The sequence below is a fragment of the Labrenzia sp. THAF82 genome, assembly GCF_009363435.1.
Taxonomy (GTDB): domain Bacteria; phylum Pseudomonadota; class Alphaproteobacteria; order Rhizobiales; family Stappiaceae; genus Roseibium; species Roseibium porphyridii.
Genome location: NZ_CP045354.1, coordinates 5,463,851 through 5,478,984, shown reverse-complemented (window position 1 = coordinate 5,478,984; position 15,134 = coordinate 5,463,851). Strand labels below are relative to the sequence as shown.

At 54.5% G+C, this 15,134-nt stretch carries 10 protein-coding genes and 5 pseudogenes; 6 read left to right on the top strand and 9 right to left on the bottom strand.

The features are described from left to right. Positions 1–43 precede the first annotated feature (43 nt). The 3 genes and pseudogenes from FIV00_RS25095 to FIV00_RS25085 form a co-directional block, all read left to right on the top strand. Entirely contained in the window at positions 44–796 is a 753-nt protein-coding gene (locus FIV00_RS25095) for an IS6 family transposase (protein WP_152503303.1), read from the top strand. Between the two features lie 244 nt (positions 797–1,040). Beyond that, a complete protein-coding gene (locus FIV00_RS25090) occupies positions 1,041–1,697 on the top strand; it encodes a hypothetical protein (protein WP_152503302.1) in 657 nt (218 codons plus the stop codon). Between the two features lie 181 nt (positions 1,698–1,878). Continuing rightward, positions 1,879–2,950: pseudogene (locus tag FIV00_RS25085) on the top strand (IS701 family transposase); the annotation flags it as partial. A 38-nt stretch (positions 2,951–2,988) separates the two neighbouring features. Here the strand turns inward: FIV00_RS25085 and FIV00_RS25080 are convergent. Continuing rightward, a pseudogene (locus FIV00_RS25080) lies at positions 2,989–3,267 on the bottom strand (transposase); the annotation flags it as partial. A 132-nt stretch (positions 3,268–3,399) separates the two neighbouring features. Between FIV00_RS25080 and FIV00_RS25075 the strand changes: the two are divergent. Beyond that, positions 3,400–4,658, top strand: a pseudogene (locus tag FIV00_RS25075) (IS110 family transposase). Positions 4,659–4,892: 234 nt separating this feature from the next. On the opposite strand, the pseudogene FIV00_RS25070 reads toward FIV00_RS25075, so the two are convergent. Next, positions 4,893–5,707 (bottom strand): annotated as a pseudogene (locus tag FIV00_RS25070) (IS3 family transposase); the annotation flags it as partial. Positions 5,708–5,845: 138 nt separating this feature from the next. Continuing rightward, positions 5,846–7,711 carry a molecular chaperone HtpG gene (htpG, locus tag FIV00_RS25065; RefSeq protein WP_152503301.1) on the bottom strand — a complete coding sequence of 622 codons (1,866 nt, stop codon included), beginning with the start codon at positions 7,709–7,711 and terminating at the stop codon, positions 5,846–5,848. Positions 7,712–8,278: 567 nt separating this feature from the next. On the opposite strand from htpG, the gene FIV00_RS25060 reads away from it, so the two are divergent. Together FIV00_RS25060 and FIV00_RS25055 are read left to right on the top strand one after the other, a co-directional pair. Beyond that, positions 8,279–8,563 carry a DUF1467 family protein gene (locus FIV00_RS25060; protein WP_152503300.1) on the top strand — a complete coding sequence of 95 codons (285 nt, stop codon included), beginning with the start codon at positions 8,279–8,281 and terminating at the stop codon, positions 8,561–8,563. A 109-nt stretch (positions 8,564–8,672) separates the two neighbouring features. Further along, positions 8,673–9,257 carry a recombinase family protein gene (locus tag FIV00_RS25055; protein WP_152503299.1) on the top strand — a complete coding sequence of 195 codons (585 nt, stop codon included), beginning with the start codon at positions 8,673–8,675 and terminating at the stop codon, positions 9,255–9,257. On the opposite strand, the pseudogene FIV00_RS25050 reads toward FIV00_RS25055, so the two are convergent. The 6 genes and pseudogenes from FIV00_RS25050 to FIV00_RS25025 all read right to left on the bottom strand — a co-directional run bounded on the left by FIV00_RS25050 (position 9,248) and on the right by FIV00_RS25025 (position 14,966). After that, positions 9,248–10,589: pseudogene (locus FIV00_RS25050) on the bottom strand (IS701 family transposase). The gene FIV00_RS25055 and the pseudogene FIV00_RS25050 overlap by 10 nt on opposite strands. Positions 10,590–10,658: 69 nt before the next feature. Further along, positions 10,659–10,970 carry a transposase gene (locus FIV00_RS25045; RefSeq protein ID WP_152503298.1) on the bottom strand — a complete coding sequence of 104 codons (312 nt, stop codon included), beginning with the start codon at positions 10,968–10,970 and terminating at the stop codon, positions 10,659–10,661. 80 nt (positions 10,971–11,050) lie between these two features. Beyond that, positions 11,051–11,440, bottom strand: coding sequence for a transposase (locus tag FIV00_RS25040; RefSeq protein ID WP_152499389.1), 390 nt, complete (start codon positions 11,438–11,440; stop codon positions 11,051–11,053). A 1,054-nt stretch (positions 11,441–12,494) separates the two neighbouring features. Further along, complete coding sequence (locus FIV00_RS25035; RefSeq protein WP_173006140.1) at positions 12,495–13,547, bottom strand: TRAP transporter substrate-binding protein; 1,053 nt, start codon at positions 13,545–13,547, stop codon at positions 12,495–12,497. A 64-nt stretch (positions 13,548–13,611) separates the two neighbouring features. Continuing rightward, a complete protein-coding gene (locus FIV00_RS25030; RefSeq protein WP_209006703.1) occupies positions 13,612–13,833 on the bottom strand; it encodes a DDE-type integrase/transposase/recombinase in 222 nt (73 codons plus the stop codon). A 623-nt stretch (positions 13,834–14,456) separates the two neighbouring features. Then, positions 14,457–14,966: a GrpB family protein gene (locus FIV00_RS25025; RefSeq protein ID WP_152503296.1), complete on the bottom strand. Its 510-nt coding sequence runs from the start codon at positions 14,964–14,966 to the stop codon at positions 14,457–14,459. Positions 14,967–15,134 lie beyond the last annotated feature (168 nt).

Below are 15,134 nucleotides of genomic sequence, written 5' to 3'. Positions count from 1 at the left end.
TTTGGCTGTTGAAAGAGCGGTCCTGTCATTGGAGTTCCGCGTCATGATTCTGAGGGCCATCGTTGAAAAACTGAAACGCCAATCGAAGGATGACTTCAAAGGCAGACAGTTCGAGGCTTGGTTGATCATCCAGGCGGTGTCCTGGTACTTGCGTTATCCTCTGAGCTATAGAGACCTGGAAGAAATGTTCCTGGAAGGCGGCTTTAAGGTAGACCACAGCACCATCAACAGATGGGTTTTGGCGTATGCGCCGCTGATCGAAAAACGGCTACGCCGCTTCCGCAAACCGCATTGCGGCTCGGTCCGCATCGATGAAACCTATGTGCGCATCAAGGGCCAATGGCGCTATCTGTATCGGGCCATCGACAAGCATGGACATCCGGTCGATTTCCTGCTCACGGCAAAGCGCAACCTGAATGCCGCCAAGCGGTTCTTTCAAAAAATGTTGCGGGAGGCCCCACTGCTGTCACCGGGCAAAATCGGCACCGATGGTGCTGGCACTTTTCCTCCGGCCATCGGCGACGCGGTTGACGGTGGCCTGCTTGCTTCGGATCCGGTGCATTATGTGACCAAGCATTTGCAACAAGGCATAGAGAGCGATCATTTCAGGGTGAAAAAGAACATGCCGAAGGTCGACGGGTTCCGCTCGTTCAACTCAGCCAGAAGAACCATCGCCGGCTTTGAAGCCATGCTGTGGCTCAAGAAGGGCTTTGACTTTACCGGTCAATGGAGTGTCCGCGAACATAACGATCTGCTGGCAGTGATCTTCGGAATTGAAAAAGTTAACGAAGCCTGAAAAACGCTCCCAAAATGGGAGAATTCTGTCCGCCAGTGAGGGTTGCGACAGGCCCTCTCATCGCACGAATCCGGCACCGTTCTTCCAAATCAAGATGTCTGTAATGTCTTCCCATGCCACCTGCTCAAATAGCAGGTGTTGCACTTCGAATCTGAATCCAGGCATACTTTGTAACATAAGTTACAAAGTAATATTGATAATATTGTTATTTACATATAAATATACTTCAAAACAGGATGGAAAAATGGGTGAAATTTCTATAGGCGCAAGTAAAAGAACTGGTGTTAATGCGCCTCAGGCAGAGTCTCGTCAAAAAACTTCTGGTTACTTCAAAGGCTTCAATATATCTTCGTTCATGGGCAAAGCAAGACGCGGCTTCAAAAAAACTAGGAACTTCGTCAACGATAGAATCGCGGAATTACGAAATTTGTCGCCACGCTTTAGATGGCGTGAGCGCAGTTTCACCTCCCTGGTAGAGATGAGTAATATTACCGCGAATGAAACTTGTTCAAGATCGGATATCGCAAAGTTAGACAGCGATTCTACGCACGATAAATTAACTTTGTATTTCAAGTGTCTTTCAAACAAGTTCAGCCAACTAGGCGAAGCCCAAAGTTCCTCTAATGTGGAAGAACACACTGCAGAATTGAGGGGCTTCACAAATCAGCTAAAAGCACAATACGAGGATACTGAGGATGGATGGAATCCGTCAGAGGATCGACTTAATACTATTGTTGGAGAGATCGATAAATTGCGGGAGAGATTTCCAAATGAACTAAGTCGCATTCCAACTAATAGTCGAGAGCATAAAGAATACAAAAAATATAAGGAAAATGTCTCTGAATATTTGAAGGCCGTCCAGTCTCTGGACGATTTTATCCAAAATGTGTCCGGGTGGTAATCGGAGCTTCTCGAGTACAACACCGCGGCCAACTGAGACTACTCCCCCTGCCTTCACTACACGGGTAAATTTAGCAAGACGCGCCGGCTCATATGTCGGCGCGTCTTCCTAGTCCTACTTTGGCAGGTTTTTGTGAGTTTTGATTTTGGAGGATTCCCCGACGGAGTTTTCGGTGCTTCATATAAGACCGGCTTTAGGAGGTGTCGGTCATGGATGGGAATTGGCAAAGTGATCTCGAAGGTTGGTTAGCGCCGTTTTTGGTAGCGCTTCGTCACAAGACGCGTGCCCGGATGTGCCCGGCCTATATTGAAGGTTTGATCGGTCCAGGAGACCGCAAGAGCATTCAGCCGATGGCGGAGAGGACGGGCGCAGCCAGTTACGATCAGTTTCACCATTTCATTGCGAGCAGTCCCTGGGATCCTGCTCCAGTCGAAGCCGCATTGCTCAGCGAAGCTGACCGACAGGTTGGCGGGAACGATGCATGGCTGATTATCGACGACACCGCACTGCCCAAAAAGGGGAACCACTCGGTCGGCGTGGCCCCGCAATATGCTTCGGCATTGGGGAAACGGGCGAACTGCCAGACGCTGGTATCCGTGACGCTGGCTTCGAATGAAGTGCCTGTCATGGTCGGCTTGCGGCTCTTTCTGCCGGAGAGCTGGATCTGCGATACCGCCCGGCTTGATCACGCCAGAGTTCCTGATGATGTTCGTGACTACAAGACCAAGCCCGAGATCGCCTTGGCGGAAATCGACCGGGTTCGTGCAGCAGGTGTGCGTTTTGGTTGCGTCCTTGCCGATGCCGGATATGGCTTGAGTGCTCCTTTCCGGCAGGCTTTGAGCGCACGCGGGTTGACCTGGGCCGTTGGCATCCCGTTCAAGCAAAAGGTTTATCCCGCAGACGTGAAGATGATCTTCCCTGTCGCCAAACGCGGCCGCCCGCGCCAGCGGCACATTCCCGATACAAAGTCGATCACAGCGCAGGCCATGTTGGAAACCGCAAAGTGGCAGAAGGTCAGTTGGCGGCGCGGGACCAAGGGAGCCCTTTCGGCACGCTTTGCAGCTGTGCGGGTCCGGATCGCAGACGGTCCACCTCAGCGCATTCGCGACATGGGTGCCCAGCACCTGCCGGGAGAGGAGGTCTGGGTCGTCGGCGAGCACCGCTCGACCGGCGAGCGCAAATACTATCTGTCCAACTTTCCCGCAGAAGCGACACTCAAACAACTTGCCGGCGCCATCAAGGCGCGTTGGATGGTAATCATCCCATTTTTCGCGGGGTCGATAACTGGACTTCAGGCTGCAGCTGTCAGTTTCATTTTCGGCGTAACGCCGCCGATGGCCATATTTGGCCGCTCATTGTTGTATGTCCATAGCCAGCGTGTGGCGTGATCCTGTGCCTCCTTGATCGTGTTGAATATGTATTGTCCGAGCCATTCATGGCGGACGGTTCGGTTGTAGCGCTCGATATAGGCGTTCTGTTGCGGTTTGCCGGGCTGGATGTATTGCAGCCCGATCCCGCGCCGTGAAGCCCACATTTGCAACGCCGCACTGACGTTTTCCGGGCCATAACACCTTCGGAATGATGTTGATTTATAGGCTATGATTGCCTGTGCAGCTCTCAAATTGCGGAGCAGGTGATCATAGCCGGGTCTCAGGTCCCTACAGTGGTTTTGCACCAAACCATACCGCGAGGGAGACCGACTATGACCGATGCCAGTATTGCACAGACCGAGCCTGTTCTGGTGGCAATTGATATTGCCAAGTCACGCCACGAAGTCTTGCTGTCCATTCCCGGCAGAAAGCGTCGACGCCGCCTGACCGTTTTGAACCAGCTCGACGATTTCAACCGCTTGATCGCGCTGCTTCGCGATTATGGCCGTCCTGTTCGTGTCGCTTTCGAAGCCACCGGCAATTATCACCGTGCCCTGGCCTACAGGCTTGGAAGCGCAGGTTTTGAGGTGAAGCTTGTCTCTTCGGTTTCACTGGCACGTACCCGTGAAGCCTTGAACAACAGCTGGGACAAGAACGACCCGAAGGACGCACAGGTCATTCTTCATATGATGCAAATCGGGAACGAACAGTTCTACCATGACCCGGTGCTGTGCGGCACGAACGATCTTCAGGAACTCTCCAAGACCCACGACATTGTCTCGCGCTCGAAGACCGAGCTTTGGCACCGGGTTTTGACCCATTATCTGCCGCTGTATTTTCCCGAAGCAGAACGTTTTCATCGCAGTTCACGCAGTGACTGGTTCTTTGCCTTCCTGGAACGCTACCCATCACCGCATTTTATTTCTGCCATGAGCCAAGAGGCATTCATTGCCGACGCTTGGGAGGTTGTTGGCCGCAAGGTCTCAAAAGAGCGTTTGCTCGCAGATATTTATGAGACCGCCAAAACCTCCGTCGGTTTACCAATCGCCCCAGATTCCGATGCCGCAAAGATGTTCCGGATGGTTCTGGCAGAAGGGCGAAGCCTGATTGCGCAACGCAATCAGATTGAAGGGCTTGCCGAAGCTCTGCTGAAGGAAAACGCAGACTACACTCTTCTGACATCCATCCCCGGGATAGGTGCCATCAATGCGCTCACCATCTTGGCAGAGGCCGGAGACCTACGCCGGTTTCAACATCACCGCCAGTTCCTGAAGTTCTGTGGCATGGACTTGGCGACGATCCAGTCTGGCACATTCCGAGGTCAGACCAAGCTGTCAAAATACGGAAACGCCCGATTACGGCGCACCCTTTGGATGGCTGGGCAGGTCGCGATCAATCAACGCACCAACAGCTTTAGGGACAAGTTCGAGCGTTACATCGCCAAGGATCGACAAAACACACATTTACGCCGAAAGGCCTATACCGCAATTGCCGCCAAGATGGCCCGAACCATCCACGGGATAATCAAACGCGGCGAGCCCTATCGCCCCTTCTTTGAGGGGTGATCGAAAGCAGAAGGACCCTTCTCTGATCGGGCCGTAGAGGCAGGCATCTGACCTCGTAGATAATGTTCAGGCATTCTGCTCAACGACCCAAAGATCTCGTCTTAAGGACGGTGAGAGCCGCATAAGCGTACTCTGTGTTTGTTATGGGAGAGACATGTTGTTGACCTAAATGCCGAACTGATACACTTTCAAACATGCTGAAAAGCTTCAGCATGACAATGACCTGATGCCAAGTCTGCTAATCATTCCGAATATAGGACGTTGTCCACCCTGATGTTAAGGGGCTTGCCGCGCCATTCGATGATCCGCTCCAGCGTACGGATTACCCGTAGGGCCTGAATGGAGATGTCCACCTCAATGCCCAACCCCTCCCGGTTGAAGTCGTCCAGCACGTTCAGAGTCCTGAAGCTACGCCCATCGGCCAACTGATCCGACATGAAGTCCATTGACCAGGTGACATTTGCCTCGTTTGGCACAACCAACGGCTCCGGCTTTTCCCGAACCAGACGCTTCTTCGGTTTGATGCGCAGGTTTAACTCCAGAGCACGATAAATCCGCCGGACGCGCTTGTGGTTCCAAGCAAAGCCTTTGACATTGCGCAGGTAAAGGAAACACAAGCCGAAGCCCCAGGTACGGTGTGTTGTCGTCAGCCGCACCAGCCAGTCTGCGATCTCGGCATTCTCGTCGCCCAGTTTGCGTTCATAGCGATAGCAGCTTTCGCTGATCTGGAAAGTCCGGCAAGCAAGCGCAATGCTCACGCCACGCAGACGGATTGCATTCATGGCCATCTCTCTACGTTGAGACGGCCTCAAGGCTTTTTTCCCAGAGCATCCTTCAGCAGTTCGTTCTGCATTGCCATCTCGGCATACATCTTCTTCAGTCGGCGGTTCTCCTCGGCCATCGCCTTCATCTCAGACATCAACGAAGCGTCCATCCCGCCATATTTGGAACGCCAGTTGTAATACGTCGCGTTGCTGATCCCGTGCTCCCGGCAAAGATCGGCGACTGGGACCCCGCTCTCACCCTGCTTCAAAACTGCCAGGATCTGGCTTTCCGTAAATCTTGATTTCTTCATGTCGTTCTCCAAGCGCATCAAAGGCCGGAGAAGTCCAATTTTCAACCCGTTGGTTTTTGGGGACGATTACCGGGGCTGTACTGCGGGGTGCGAGAAGTAGCAGGTGGGGATAGATCACCGAAAGGAGATCGTGTGAGATCACAATGCCTTCGCCATCACCGCCCCAAAACGGCGGACAAACTCTGTCGGCTCAAGCGGGTCCTCGCCTTCAACAATTCGGGCCTGATCCAGCAGCAAATGCGCGGCGTCTTTTAGAAGGTCATCCGATTCAGCACCGTCCGATTTGGCGCGCTCGGCCAGCCGGTTGATGATCTGGTGGTTCGGGTTCAGCTCCAGCACCCGGGGCATGCCCTGCTGCAACTGGCCGTGCCGCTTAAGCAGCCGTTCCAGGTTGACGTCGATATCTCCCTCGTCGGCGATAAGGCACACCGGACTGTCCGTGAGACGCTTGGACGGGCGCACATCCTTAACCACATCGCCAAGCTCCAGCTTGATGGAGGCGATGAGCGCGGAGAGGGCTTCCGTCTCCTTGTCGTCCTTGACAGTGTCGGTTTCCTCCTCCGAGCCGATCTTGTCCAGATCCGCGGACCCGCGTGTGATCGACCTGAACGACTTACCCTCGAACTCCGTGACGTGCTGCAGCCAGAACTCGTCCACGTGATCGGACAACAGCAACACTTCCACCCCCTTGGCCTTGAAGCCTTCCAGATGCGGAGACTTTGCGACCTTTTCGGCGTCATCTCCGGCGATGTAATAGATCGCGTCCTGTCCGTCCTTGCACCGGCTTACATAGTCGGAAAGGCTCGTCATTTCGCCGCTTGCGGTGGAGGCAAAACGGCAAATTTCGAGAATGCGGTCGCGTAAGGCGGAGTCCTCGACCAGCCCCTCTTTCAAAACCGCGCCGAAGTTGGTCCAGAACGCGGCGTACTCCTCCGGCACCTTGTTGGCCTTTTTCTTAAGTTCGGTCAGCACCTTCTTGGTGATCGACATCCTGATCTTCGCCAGCGTCGGGTCCGTCTGAAGCATCTCGCGCGAAACATTCAGCGACAGGTCCTGTGAATCGACGATGCCGCGCAGGAACCGCAGGTAGGCCGGGATAAGATCCTTGGTCGTGTCGGAGATGAAGACCCGATTGACGTAAAGCTTCACATGGCTCTTGCGCTCGGCGTCAAAGAGATCGAACGCGGCCGCCGACGGCACGAACAGCAAGGTGGTGTGGTTGACCGCGCCTTCGACCTGGTTGTGCATGACATGCCAGGGTTCATCGAAGGCGTGGGACGCAGCGTGGTAAAACTCGGTGTACTGCTCCTTGGTGATTTCCTTCGACGGGCGGGTCCAGATCGCCGATGCCGAGTTCAGCGTTTCTTCGCCGAGCTTCACGGGAAAGCCGATGTGTTCGGAGTAAGTCCGGATAATGTGCCGGACCCGCGCATCTTTCAGGAATTCCTTGGCGTCCTTCTTCATATACAGAAGGACGGTGGTGCCCGCGGTCTCCCGCTCCACCGGTTCGATCGAGAATTCACCCTTGCCGTCCGACGACCAGAGCCAGCTCTTGTCTTCGCCCGCCTTGCGCGTCAGCACATCCACGCGCTCGGCGACCATAAACGCGGAGTAAAAGCCGACACCGAATTGACCGATCAGGCCGACCTGGTCCTGCTCTTCGGACTTGACCGCCTCGATGAAGGCGCCAGTCCCGGATTTTGCGATCGTTCCGAGGGTTTCCAGCAGGTCGTCATAATTCATGCCGATGCCGTTGTCGGAGACTGACAGCGTCTTGGCCTTTAGATCGATCTCGAGCATGATCGCGAGTTCGTCCGCTCCATCTCCCAAAGTGGCGTTTGTCAGCGCGGCGTATCTGCGCTTGTCGCACGCATCCGACGCGTTGGACACCAGCTCCCGAAGGAAGACTTCGCGGTTCGAATATAAGGAACTCGCCACGATATCGAGTAGCTGACCCACCTCGGTCTGAAACGAGAATGTCGTTTTTGTGGTTTCGTCGCTCATGATCCGTTTCCTTGCGTTCTATATCCGGTCAGCTGAAAGCGCTGCGAATATATGAAAACGGATCGATTGTTCAAGAAGGTGAGACCAACCCTTTTTTCGATGAAATGCCTATCGTTACCGGTTGATGGCGCTCGATTGACAACCTCTGCCTCCAGAAATAACCTCCGGATTGAAACTGGACATCTTGCATAAGGCGGGTCTCAGTTTATTGCCAGTATTTTACAATTGGCTATTGACGCAAGACGGCCTAATCCAGTCATTCGTTCTGATTGCAAAGAATGGCCGGTATCCGCCCGCTCGAGACATCCGATCAGCTCGCAACGAATGGCCGTATTGGAGATCTGGTTGCGATCGCCTCACGTGTCACAAAAAGATCCGGACTTGCCCAATGATTTTGAGTGTAAAAATTCTCGAACTATGCATGGCGTAGGAATTGGGAAAGTTCACTCAGCGCGAGGTTTTTGTGTATATCCAGCTTGCCTTCAGAAATCGAACCTGTCAGTCAGACGCAAACCTGAAACGATTCAAACGGGCCCTGAAACCAAATTGGAAATGGAATAGAACAGGATGTCAGTGACGCTCAGCATAGCTCTGTTTTTCATGATATGGTGGATCGTTCTTTTTGGGATCTTACCCTTTGGCATCAAACGGAGCCAAGAAGAAGCAGGGGATGTAATCCCCGGAACTGCGGAAAGCGCACCGGATCAACCTTTGTTGTGGCGGGTCATCATTTTAACGACGGTAGTGACCTGCATCTTGTTTGGGGCCTATTCGTGGATGCGTGCGTCAGATTTCAGTCTGGACGATATTCCATTTTTTGTTCCTCCGAGTCTGAGCAGCGAGAAGCACTGATCCAGGCAAGGTAACCGCATGAAGGTCGCGGGACGGACCGTGTGTCCGAAACCGAAAACTGTCCTTTATTCGGCTTGTCTAAAATTGCATGGCGTGATTAATTCCGGACATGAAAATCGGATATATCAGAACATCGACCGACGACCAGTCAGGTGCCGGTCAACGGGACGCGCTCAGAGCCGCTGGATGTGAGCGCATTTTTCATGACAAGGGTGTTTCGGGAGGGGCGGTTAGTAAGCCGCAGCTCGAACACGCATTGCAGGCAGCCTCCGAAGGAGACGCTCTGGTCGTGACGCGGCTTGACCGGCTGGCGCGGTCGATGAAGTTCCTGATTGAAGATGTCGAACGGATCGGGGGGCTTGGTATTGACTTCGTATCGCTACGTGAAGCGATCGACACGACAACGCCGGGCGGGCGACTGTTTTTCCATATCAGTGCGGCCTTTGCCGAATTCAAACGGGATGTGATCCGGCAGAGAACGAAAGAGGGCATGGCTGCCGCGAAGAGGGCAGGGCGGCCGGTTGGCCGGCCACCGTCAATCACCGATGATCGCTGGCCCGGCATCCGCCAGATGCTCGATGGCGGCATGACGATCACGGCCGCTGTGCGGACCGCCGGCGTCCCGCGCCAGGCGATCTACCGGCGGCTTGATACTGATGCTAGCACTACTTTGGCAGGTTTTTCTCAAAGATAGATTTCCGGCAATGAGGGCATCTTTCGGGCGGAGGTTTTTGAATGATTTTCAGGATTTCCGTCCGGACGGCAGGCAGTGTTGGTTGCGGCGGAGGTCCGGAGATTCTTTTTTTCCCCTGTCGCTTGCTTAAGGCGTCGGGATTGCAGGAAGGCAAAGGCGATCATCGTCATTAATGCGTGCCGGTGAAGCCCAGTCCACGATCGTCCTTCAAAGTGATCCAGACCGAGTTCCTCTTTGAGCTGTTGATGTGCCTGTTCGCAGATCCAACGCGCCTTGATGGCGCCGGCAAGTTGTTTGAGTGTCGCTTCTGCGGGAAAGTTGGACAGATAGTATTTGCGCTCGCCGGTCGAGCGGTGCTCGCCGACGACCCAGACCTCCTCTCCCGGCAGGTGCTGGGCACCCATGTCGCGAATGCGCTGAGGTGGACCGTCTGCGATCCGGACCCGCACAGCTGCAAAGCGTGCCGAAAGGGCTCCCTTGGTCCCGCGCCGCCAACTGACCTTCTGCCACTTTGCGGTTTCCAACATGGCCTGCGCTGTGATCGACTTTGTATCGGGAATGTGCCGCTGGCGCGGGCGGCCGCGTTTGGCGACAGGGAAGATCATCTTCACGTCTGCGGGATAAACCTTTTGCTTGAACGGGATGCCAACGGCCCAGGTCAACCCGCGTGCGCTCAAAGCCTGCCGGAAAGGAGCACTCAAGCCATATCCGGCATCGGCAAGGACGCAACCAAAACGCACACCTGCTGCACGAACCCGGTCGATTTCCGCCAAGGCGATCTCGGGCTTGGTCTTGTAGTCACGAACATCATCAGGAACTCTGGCGTGATCAAGCCGGGCGGTATCGCAGATCCAGCTCTCCGGCAGAAAGAGCCGCAAGCCGACCATGACAGGCACTTCATTCGAAGCCAGCGTCACGGATACCAGCGTCTGGCAGTTCGCCCGTTTCCCCAATGCCGAAGCATATTGCGGGGCCACGCCGACCGAGTGGTTCCCCTTTTTGGGCAGTGCGGTGTCGTCGATAATCAGCCATGCATCGTTCCCGCCAACCTGTCGGTCAGCTTCGCTGAGCAATGCGGCTTCGACTGGAGCAGGATCCCAGGGACTGCTCGCAATGAAATGGTGAAACTGATCGTAACTGGCTGCGCCCGTCCTCTCCGCCATCGGCTGAATGCTCTTGCGGTCTCCTGGACCGATCAAACCTTCAATATAGGCCGGGCACATCCGGGCACGCGTCTTGTGACGAAGCGCTACCAAAAACGGCGCTAACCAACCTTCGAGATCACTTTGCCAATTCCCATCCATGACCGACACCTCCTAAAGCCGGTCTTATATGAAGCACCGAAAACTCCGTCGGGGAATCCTCCAAAATCAAAACTCACAAAAACCTGCCAAAGTAGGACTAGGCCGTGTGGACGGATTTGATCAAGATGAAGGTCGCGGCGATTGCGACGATGGAGCGGAAGTTTCTGGCGGTTTTCTCGCAACGCAGGGCGACGCGTTTAAAGCGTTTGAGCTTCCCCATCATTTGTTCGATGCGTGCGCGGCCCCGGTAGAGCGCTTTGGCGAAGTGCCTCGGAATGCCGCGCCGGTTTGATTTGTATGGAATGACCGGGACAGCCCCGGCCTTTCGCGTAACTTCGCGATTGGCGTTGCTGCCATAGCCCTTGTCGGCAACGATGGCCCGATGTTTGATGTCGAGGCCGGTTTCCACGAGTTCCGTAAACTGCTAGCTGTCAGAGGCTTCGCCACCGGTCAGCTCAAAGCCAAGCGGCAGGCCGTTCCGATCCGTTTTCAGATGGATTTTGGTGCCGAACCCGCCGCGCGAACGCCCGAGCGCTTGACCTTCCTGCCCCCTTTGGCGCCTGCCGCAGAAACATGGGCGCGAATGACGGTGCTGTCGAACATGGCGATCAGATGCGCGCCTTCATCAAGCCCGGCCAGAATGGAAAAATAGTCCTCGAACATACCTGCCTTGCCAAGGCGGTCGAAGCGTTTCCAGACGCTGTTCCAGTTGCCGAACCGCTCGGGCAAAGCGCGCCAGGAGATGTTGTGAAGCGTAAAATAGTGCAGCGCCTCCAAAAACAGTCGGTCATTCTTTGCCTGCGCGCCAACCCGTGGCAAGCAAGCCTGGAAAACCTCCAGTGCCAATTCGAAATCCCGGTCTGTCATCTTGGTACACATCGCCGACCTCCAAATCACGTCGGCAACCTATGAATCACTTTAAAATCAAATTCGGAATCCCAAAACCGATACCTGAGTCAATCCGTCCACACGGCCTAGCAATCGAACGAGCCGCGCGGGTAGAAAGCACTCATGTGTCGCCTAATGCAAGGCGAACGGTAGAAGTCCGTTTACCATGCTTTCGAAGATCTGCCTGGATCATGAAGGTATTCTTACGCGTGCCAACCATTGGGAAAAGCCCTTTAGTTAGGTATCCCGGACAATGTAGCGGCCTTGGCGGGTGGAGGCAAACGTTCAATCGTTTTGTCGTTCAGAAGGATACGCATACCTCTCATGTCATGGCGCGCGGAATATTGAAACGGTTTTGAAACGGTTTTGGCGAAACGAAGGATCAAAATAGGCTGCTACGCCAGAGCCGCTTAAACCTCGATAAATTTCTGAATTATAGAGATAAAATTAGGCAGCTTTATGATTTAGTGTGCTGGCGGACATCGTGTCGAATTGAAGTTAGTGAACTACGAATCTGGGGGTCGGGGGTTCGAATCCTCCCCGGTGCGCCATATTTCCCATGTTGAACGTCAGACGAAATTGACCTTCGCGTCATAAACTGACTCAACGTCCCCATTTTGCTTCCGCGGACTGTTTCGATTGATCTGACTTCCCATTCGGAAAATCAGGGCTGATTTGCAGGTTCAGACGGCGAAGCCGCCTGTTTCTGCTGAACTGCCACTTGGCGAACGCTGGAGGGGGCGAGGCAATGCTATTCGACAGGGGTAGTGCGGCCCGCAGGCTCAGCCGCGGACACGGCCCTGTCTAATGGGATTGCCGGAGGGGAAGGGCGGCGGCTTCCCCTTGACGGCCATGGGCGTTTGGCTTGCCCAAATCCCGCTGGCCCAAGAAGTAAGAGCAGCGGGACCATCGGCCCTGCCTCAATTCATGTCGCAATGCAGAAGATGGCCGGTCAGAGCCCTTTGTGGCCCGGCTTCGTGTTGTGCAAGAGGCTCGTCTCAGCCCCCCGGGCGCAGAAGCCCAAGGATCGCGCTGGGACGGTCGATCAGGGGCGCTGCATTGGTGTTACGGTTAAGGCGTCCCAGGTGTCTTCTTGTGTTCGCGCGGCCTGCAAGCTGTCCCAGACCTCTGCCACAAACGGGTCAGCCGCGGCCATCTCGGAGACAAGCGTGTCCCAGGCTACCCGGAGGCTGTCCAGGGTCTCGGGGCTGTAAATGCGGACGTCCACGCCCTGTTCTGCCATTTGCTCGACCGCGGCGGCTTGTGAGTATTCCATCCGCAGGACCGAACGCATCGCGTTGGTTCTGGCCGCCATGTCGATGATCGTGCGCTGGCTGTCTGTCAGGCCGTCCCAAACGTCGCGGTTGATGACCAACTCAATCATCGTCGAGGGTTGGTGCCAGCCGGGGAAATAGTTGAAAGAAGCCACGTCCGGAAAACCAAGCGCAAGATCCACCTGGGGAAAGCTGAACTCGGTCCCGTCGATGACGCCACCTTCAAGCGATGGAAAGATCTCTCCGCCTGCGATCAGCACGGTATCCGCACCCAGGCTTGCCAGCACTTCCGAGGCAAGCCCGGACCAGCGCAGCTTGAGCCCGGCAAAATCGTTGGTCCCTTCGATGGGTGAGTTGAACCAGCCGCCCGATTCCATGCCGGTGAAGGTTAGTGGCATAGTCACGAGGTCAAAGCCCGCATCGTCATACATGCGCTGATTGAGCTCGAGCCCGCCGCCTTCGTAGAACCAAGCCATATAATCGAGCGCTTGCGGCCCGAACGGCATCGACGTGAAAAACGACGCAACGGGCAAGGACCCATGAAGGTAGGCCGCAGCGGTATAGCCTGCTTCGATCTTGCCGTCAGAGACCGCTTGTTGAATGTCGAACGGTGGGACAATCGCGCCAGGTTCCGCCAGCTCGATCTGGATTGTCCCGCCGGAGGCTGCCTCGACCTCTGCTTCGAACTGCCGGATCGTATTGATGACCGGAAGGCTGGTCGGAAAAGCCGATTGCAGGGTGATTGTGACATCCTGCGCAAGGCTCGGCCCGCTCATGGCCATAAAGGGTAAGACAGCTAGGGCCAGTTTGGTCATCTTTGTCATGTCGTCCTCCGGGATTGGTGCGTTCGTTTTTTGAGGTGCGCAATTGTCGATGCGGCGCATTGGGTCATGCTATTTCGAAGAGCTGGCTGATGAACTGGATCTCGCCGTGGATGCCTGGATTTCTGTTCTGGATGTAACCGCGTTTGATTGTTCTTATCGTCTCGATCCCGCTCAGTGTCGCTTTGGCTGATTTCAAAGACCGAAAGCTCTGACGATACCCAAGCAGCCGCTTCATAGCGGCATGATCGCTCTCGTTCAGGTTGCTCCGCGACTTTTTGTCGATCATGCTCGGCTACTGGCTGTACTATCACTGACATCTCTACCTCAAATTCGCGTCTTGAAATGAGCTTCCGCTACAACTCTAAAGATCGCAAGGGCCGGAAAAGCTGGCCTTGGCGAAACGCGCAGCATCACGCAATTTGGGCTCTATACCCGCATTCGCCGGACTCACATCGAACGGCTGCTTCTCGATCTGGGTTAGAAATGCTTGGCGTTTGGGTCAGATTTGACTGATGTGATTTGTCGGCTTGTAGCAGCCTATATTTTCAAAAGAGTCAAAGTCTGGCGACGTTCGACACCCAATACCTGAGCTGAAATTCACGGTTTCAAGATTTGCAATTGAAACGGTTCTGGGCAAGCGGGCGCTTCTCCGCGTTTTTTCGAGTTTGCAGTTTTGTGAAACTGAAGACGCATCGAAAAGATAAACGGCGCAACTATTTGAACCACCCATGAAAGCGGTGTCTGCTTTCGCGCTTCCATATTGGTCGTTCACCACGTTGAAGCCTACGCCTGAAGAAGACATTCATTTGAGGTACAGCAAATTCACAGGATAGGCGGGGAGCGGAATTTTGTTGCGGTTTGAACGAAATTCCGCACCGCGGGACAAAACAAACTTCGCCCAAATGTCCGCTAAGTGCCATCCTCAATCTTACGAAATAGCTTTTCCAAAAAGGGAGTTTTTCCGTTCAGATATTCCGCGATGCCACTTTGGTTTTCTTGCTCGAGGCGAAGCTTTAGTGCCTTGTAGGTATCTCGATCTTTTGGGCATTTGCGTAAATGATCGCGTATCTTCAACATTCTAAGAATCTGCGAGTGCCCTATTTGACAGATATGCAACTTGTGAGTTCGAATACCCCCGACATCCCGCTTGAAGAAATGGTGACCATCCATCAGATCGCCGCCACGCTGATATCCCAAGGTGCCCAGAATGTCTTCCCAATCGTCTAAGTCAGTGGTTTCGGCAACGACTGCGAGGATATCGATTTCTGGTTTTGCGGGCAGCCCGATGACAGCGGTACTCCCAACATGGTGGAGGCTACTACAGGCCAAGCCAAAAACAGGCCGTAGCCTCAGAGCTTCCTGTTCAAAGAGTCCAGGCCATCGTTCGTCGTATTCAGTGATAACACTGGTGAGCGCCATTCCTAGAACATAGAACTTTGCGGCCCTGCGTTAAAGTAGCCATTCAGTTCATTGCAAAAAAGTGCCTTGAACGGGCTCGAAGTGGACGTTTGTTGCACGAGACACCAATGACCGCTTTGGGCCGAAATCTACCGCGAACTCGTTATGGGTGAACGTCTGCTTCTACAA

What these genes read in the sequence shown, in the direction of transcription:
- FIV00_RS25095 (WP_152503303.1), top strand. Translation starts at nt 44, where the DNA reads ATGATTCTGAGGGCCATCGTTGAAAAACTGAAACGCCAATCGAAGGAT.
- FIV00_RS25090 (WP_152503302.1), top strand. Translation starts at nt 1,041, where the DNA reads ATGGGTGAAATTTCTATAGGCGCAAGTAAAAGAACTGGTGTTAATGCG.
- htpG (WP_152503301.1), bottom strand. Translation starts at nt 7,711, where the DNA reads ATGAGCGACGAAACCACAAAAACGACATTCTCGTTTCAGACCGAGGTG.
- FIV00_RS25060 (WP_152503300.1), top strand. Translation starts at nt 8,279, where the DNA reads ATGTCAGTGACGCTCAGCATAGCTCTGTTTTTCATGATATGGTGGATC.
- FIV00_RS25055 (WP_152503299.1), top strand. Translation starts at nt 8,673, where the DNA reads ATGAAAATCGGATATATCAGAACATCGACCGACGACCAGTCAGGTGCC.
- FIV00_RS25040 (WP_152499389.1), bottom strand. Translation starts at nt 11,440, where the DNA reads ATGTGTACCAAGATGACAGACCGGGATTTCGAATTGGCACTGGAGGTT.
- FIV00_RS25035 (WP_173006140.1), bottom strand. Translation starts at nt 13,547, where the DNA reads ATGACAAAGATGACCAAACTGGCCCTAGCTGTCTTACCCTTTATGGCC.
- FIV00_RS25030 (WP_209006703.1), bottom strand. Translation starts at nt 13,833, where the DNA reads ATGATCGACAAAAAGTCGCGGAGCAACCTGAACGAGAGCGATCATGCC.
- FIV00_RS25025 (WP_152503296.1), bottom strand. Translation starts at nt 14,966, where the DNA reads ATGGCGCTCACCAGTGTTATCACTGAATACGACGAACGATGGCCTGGA.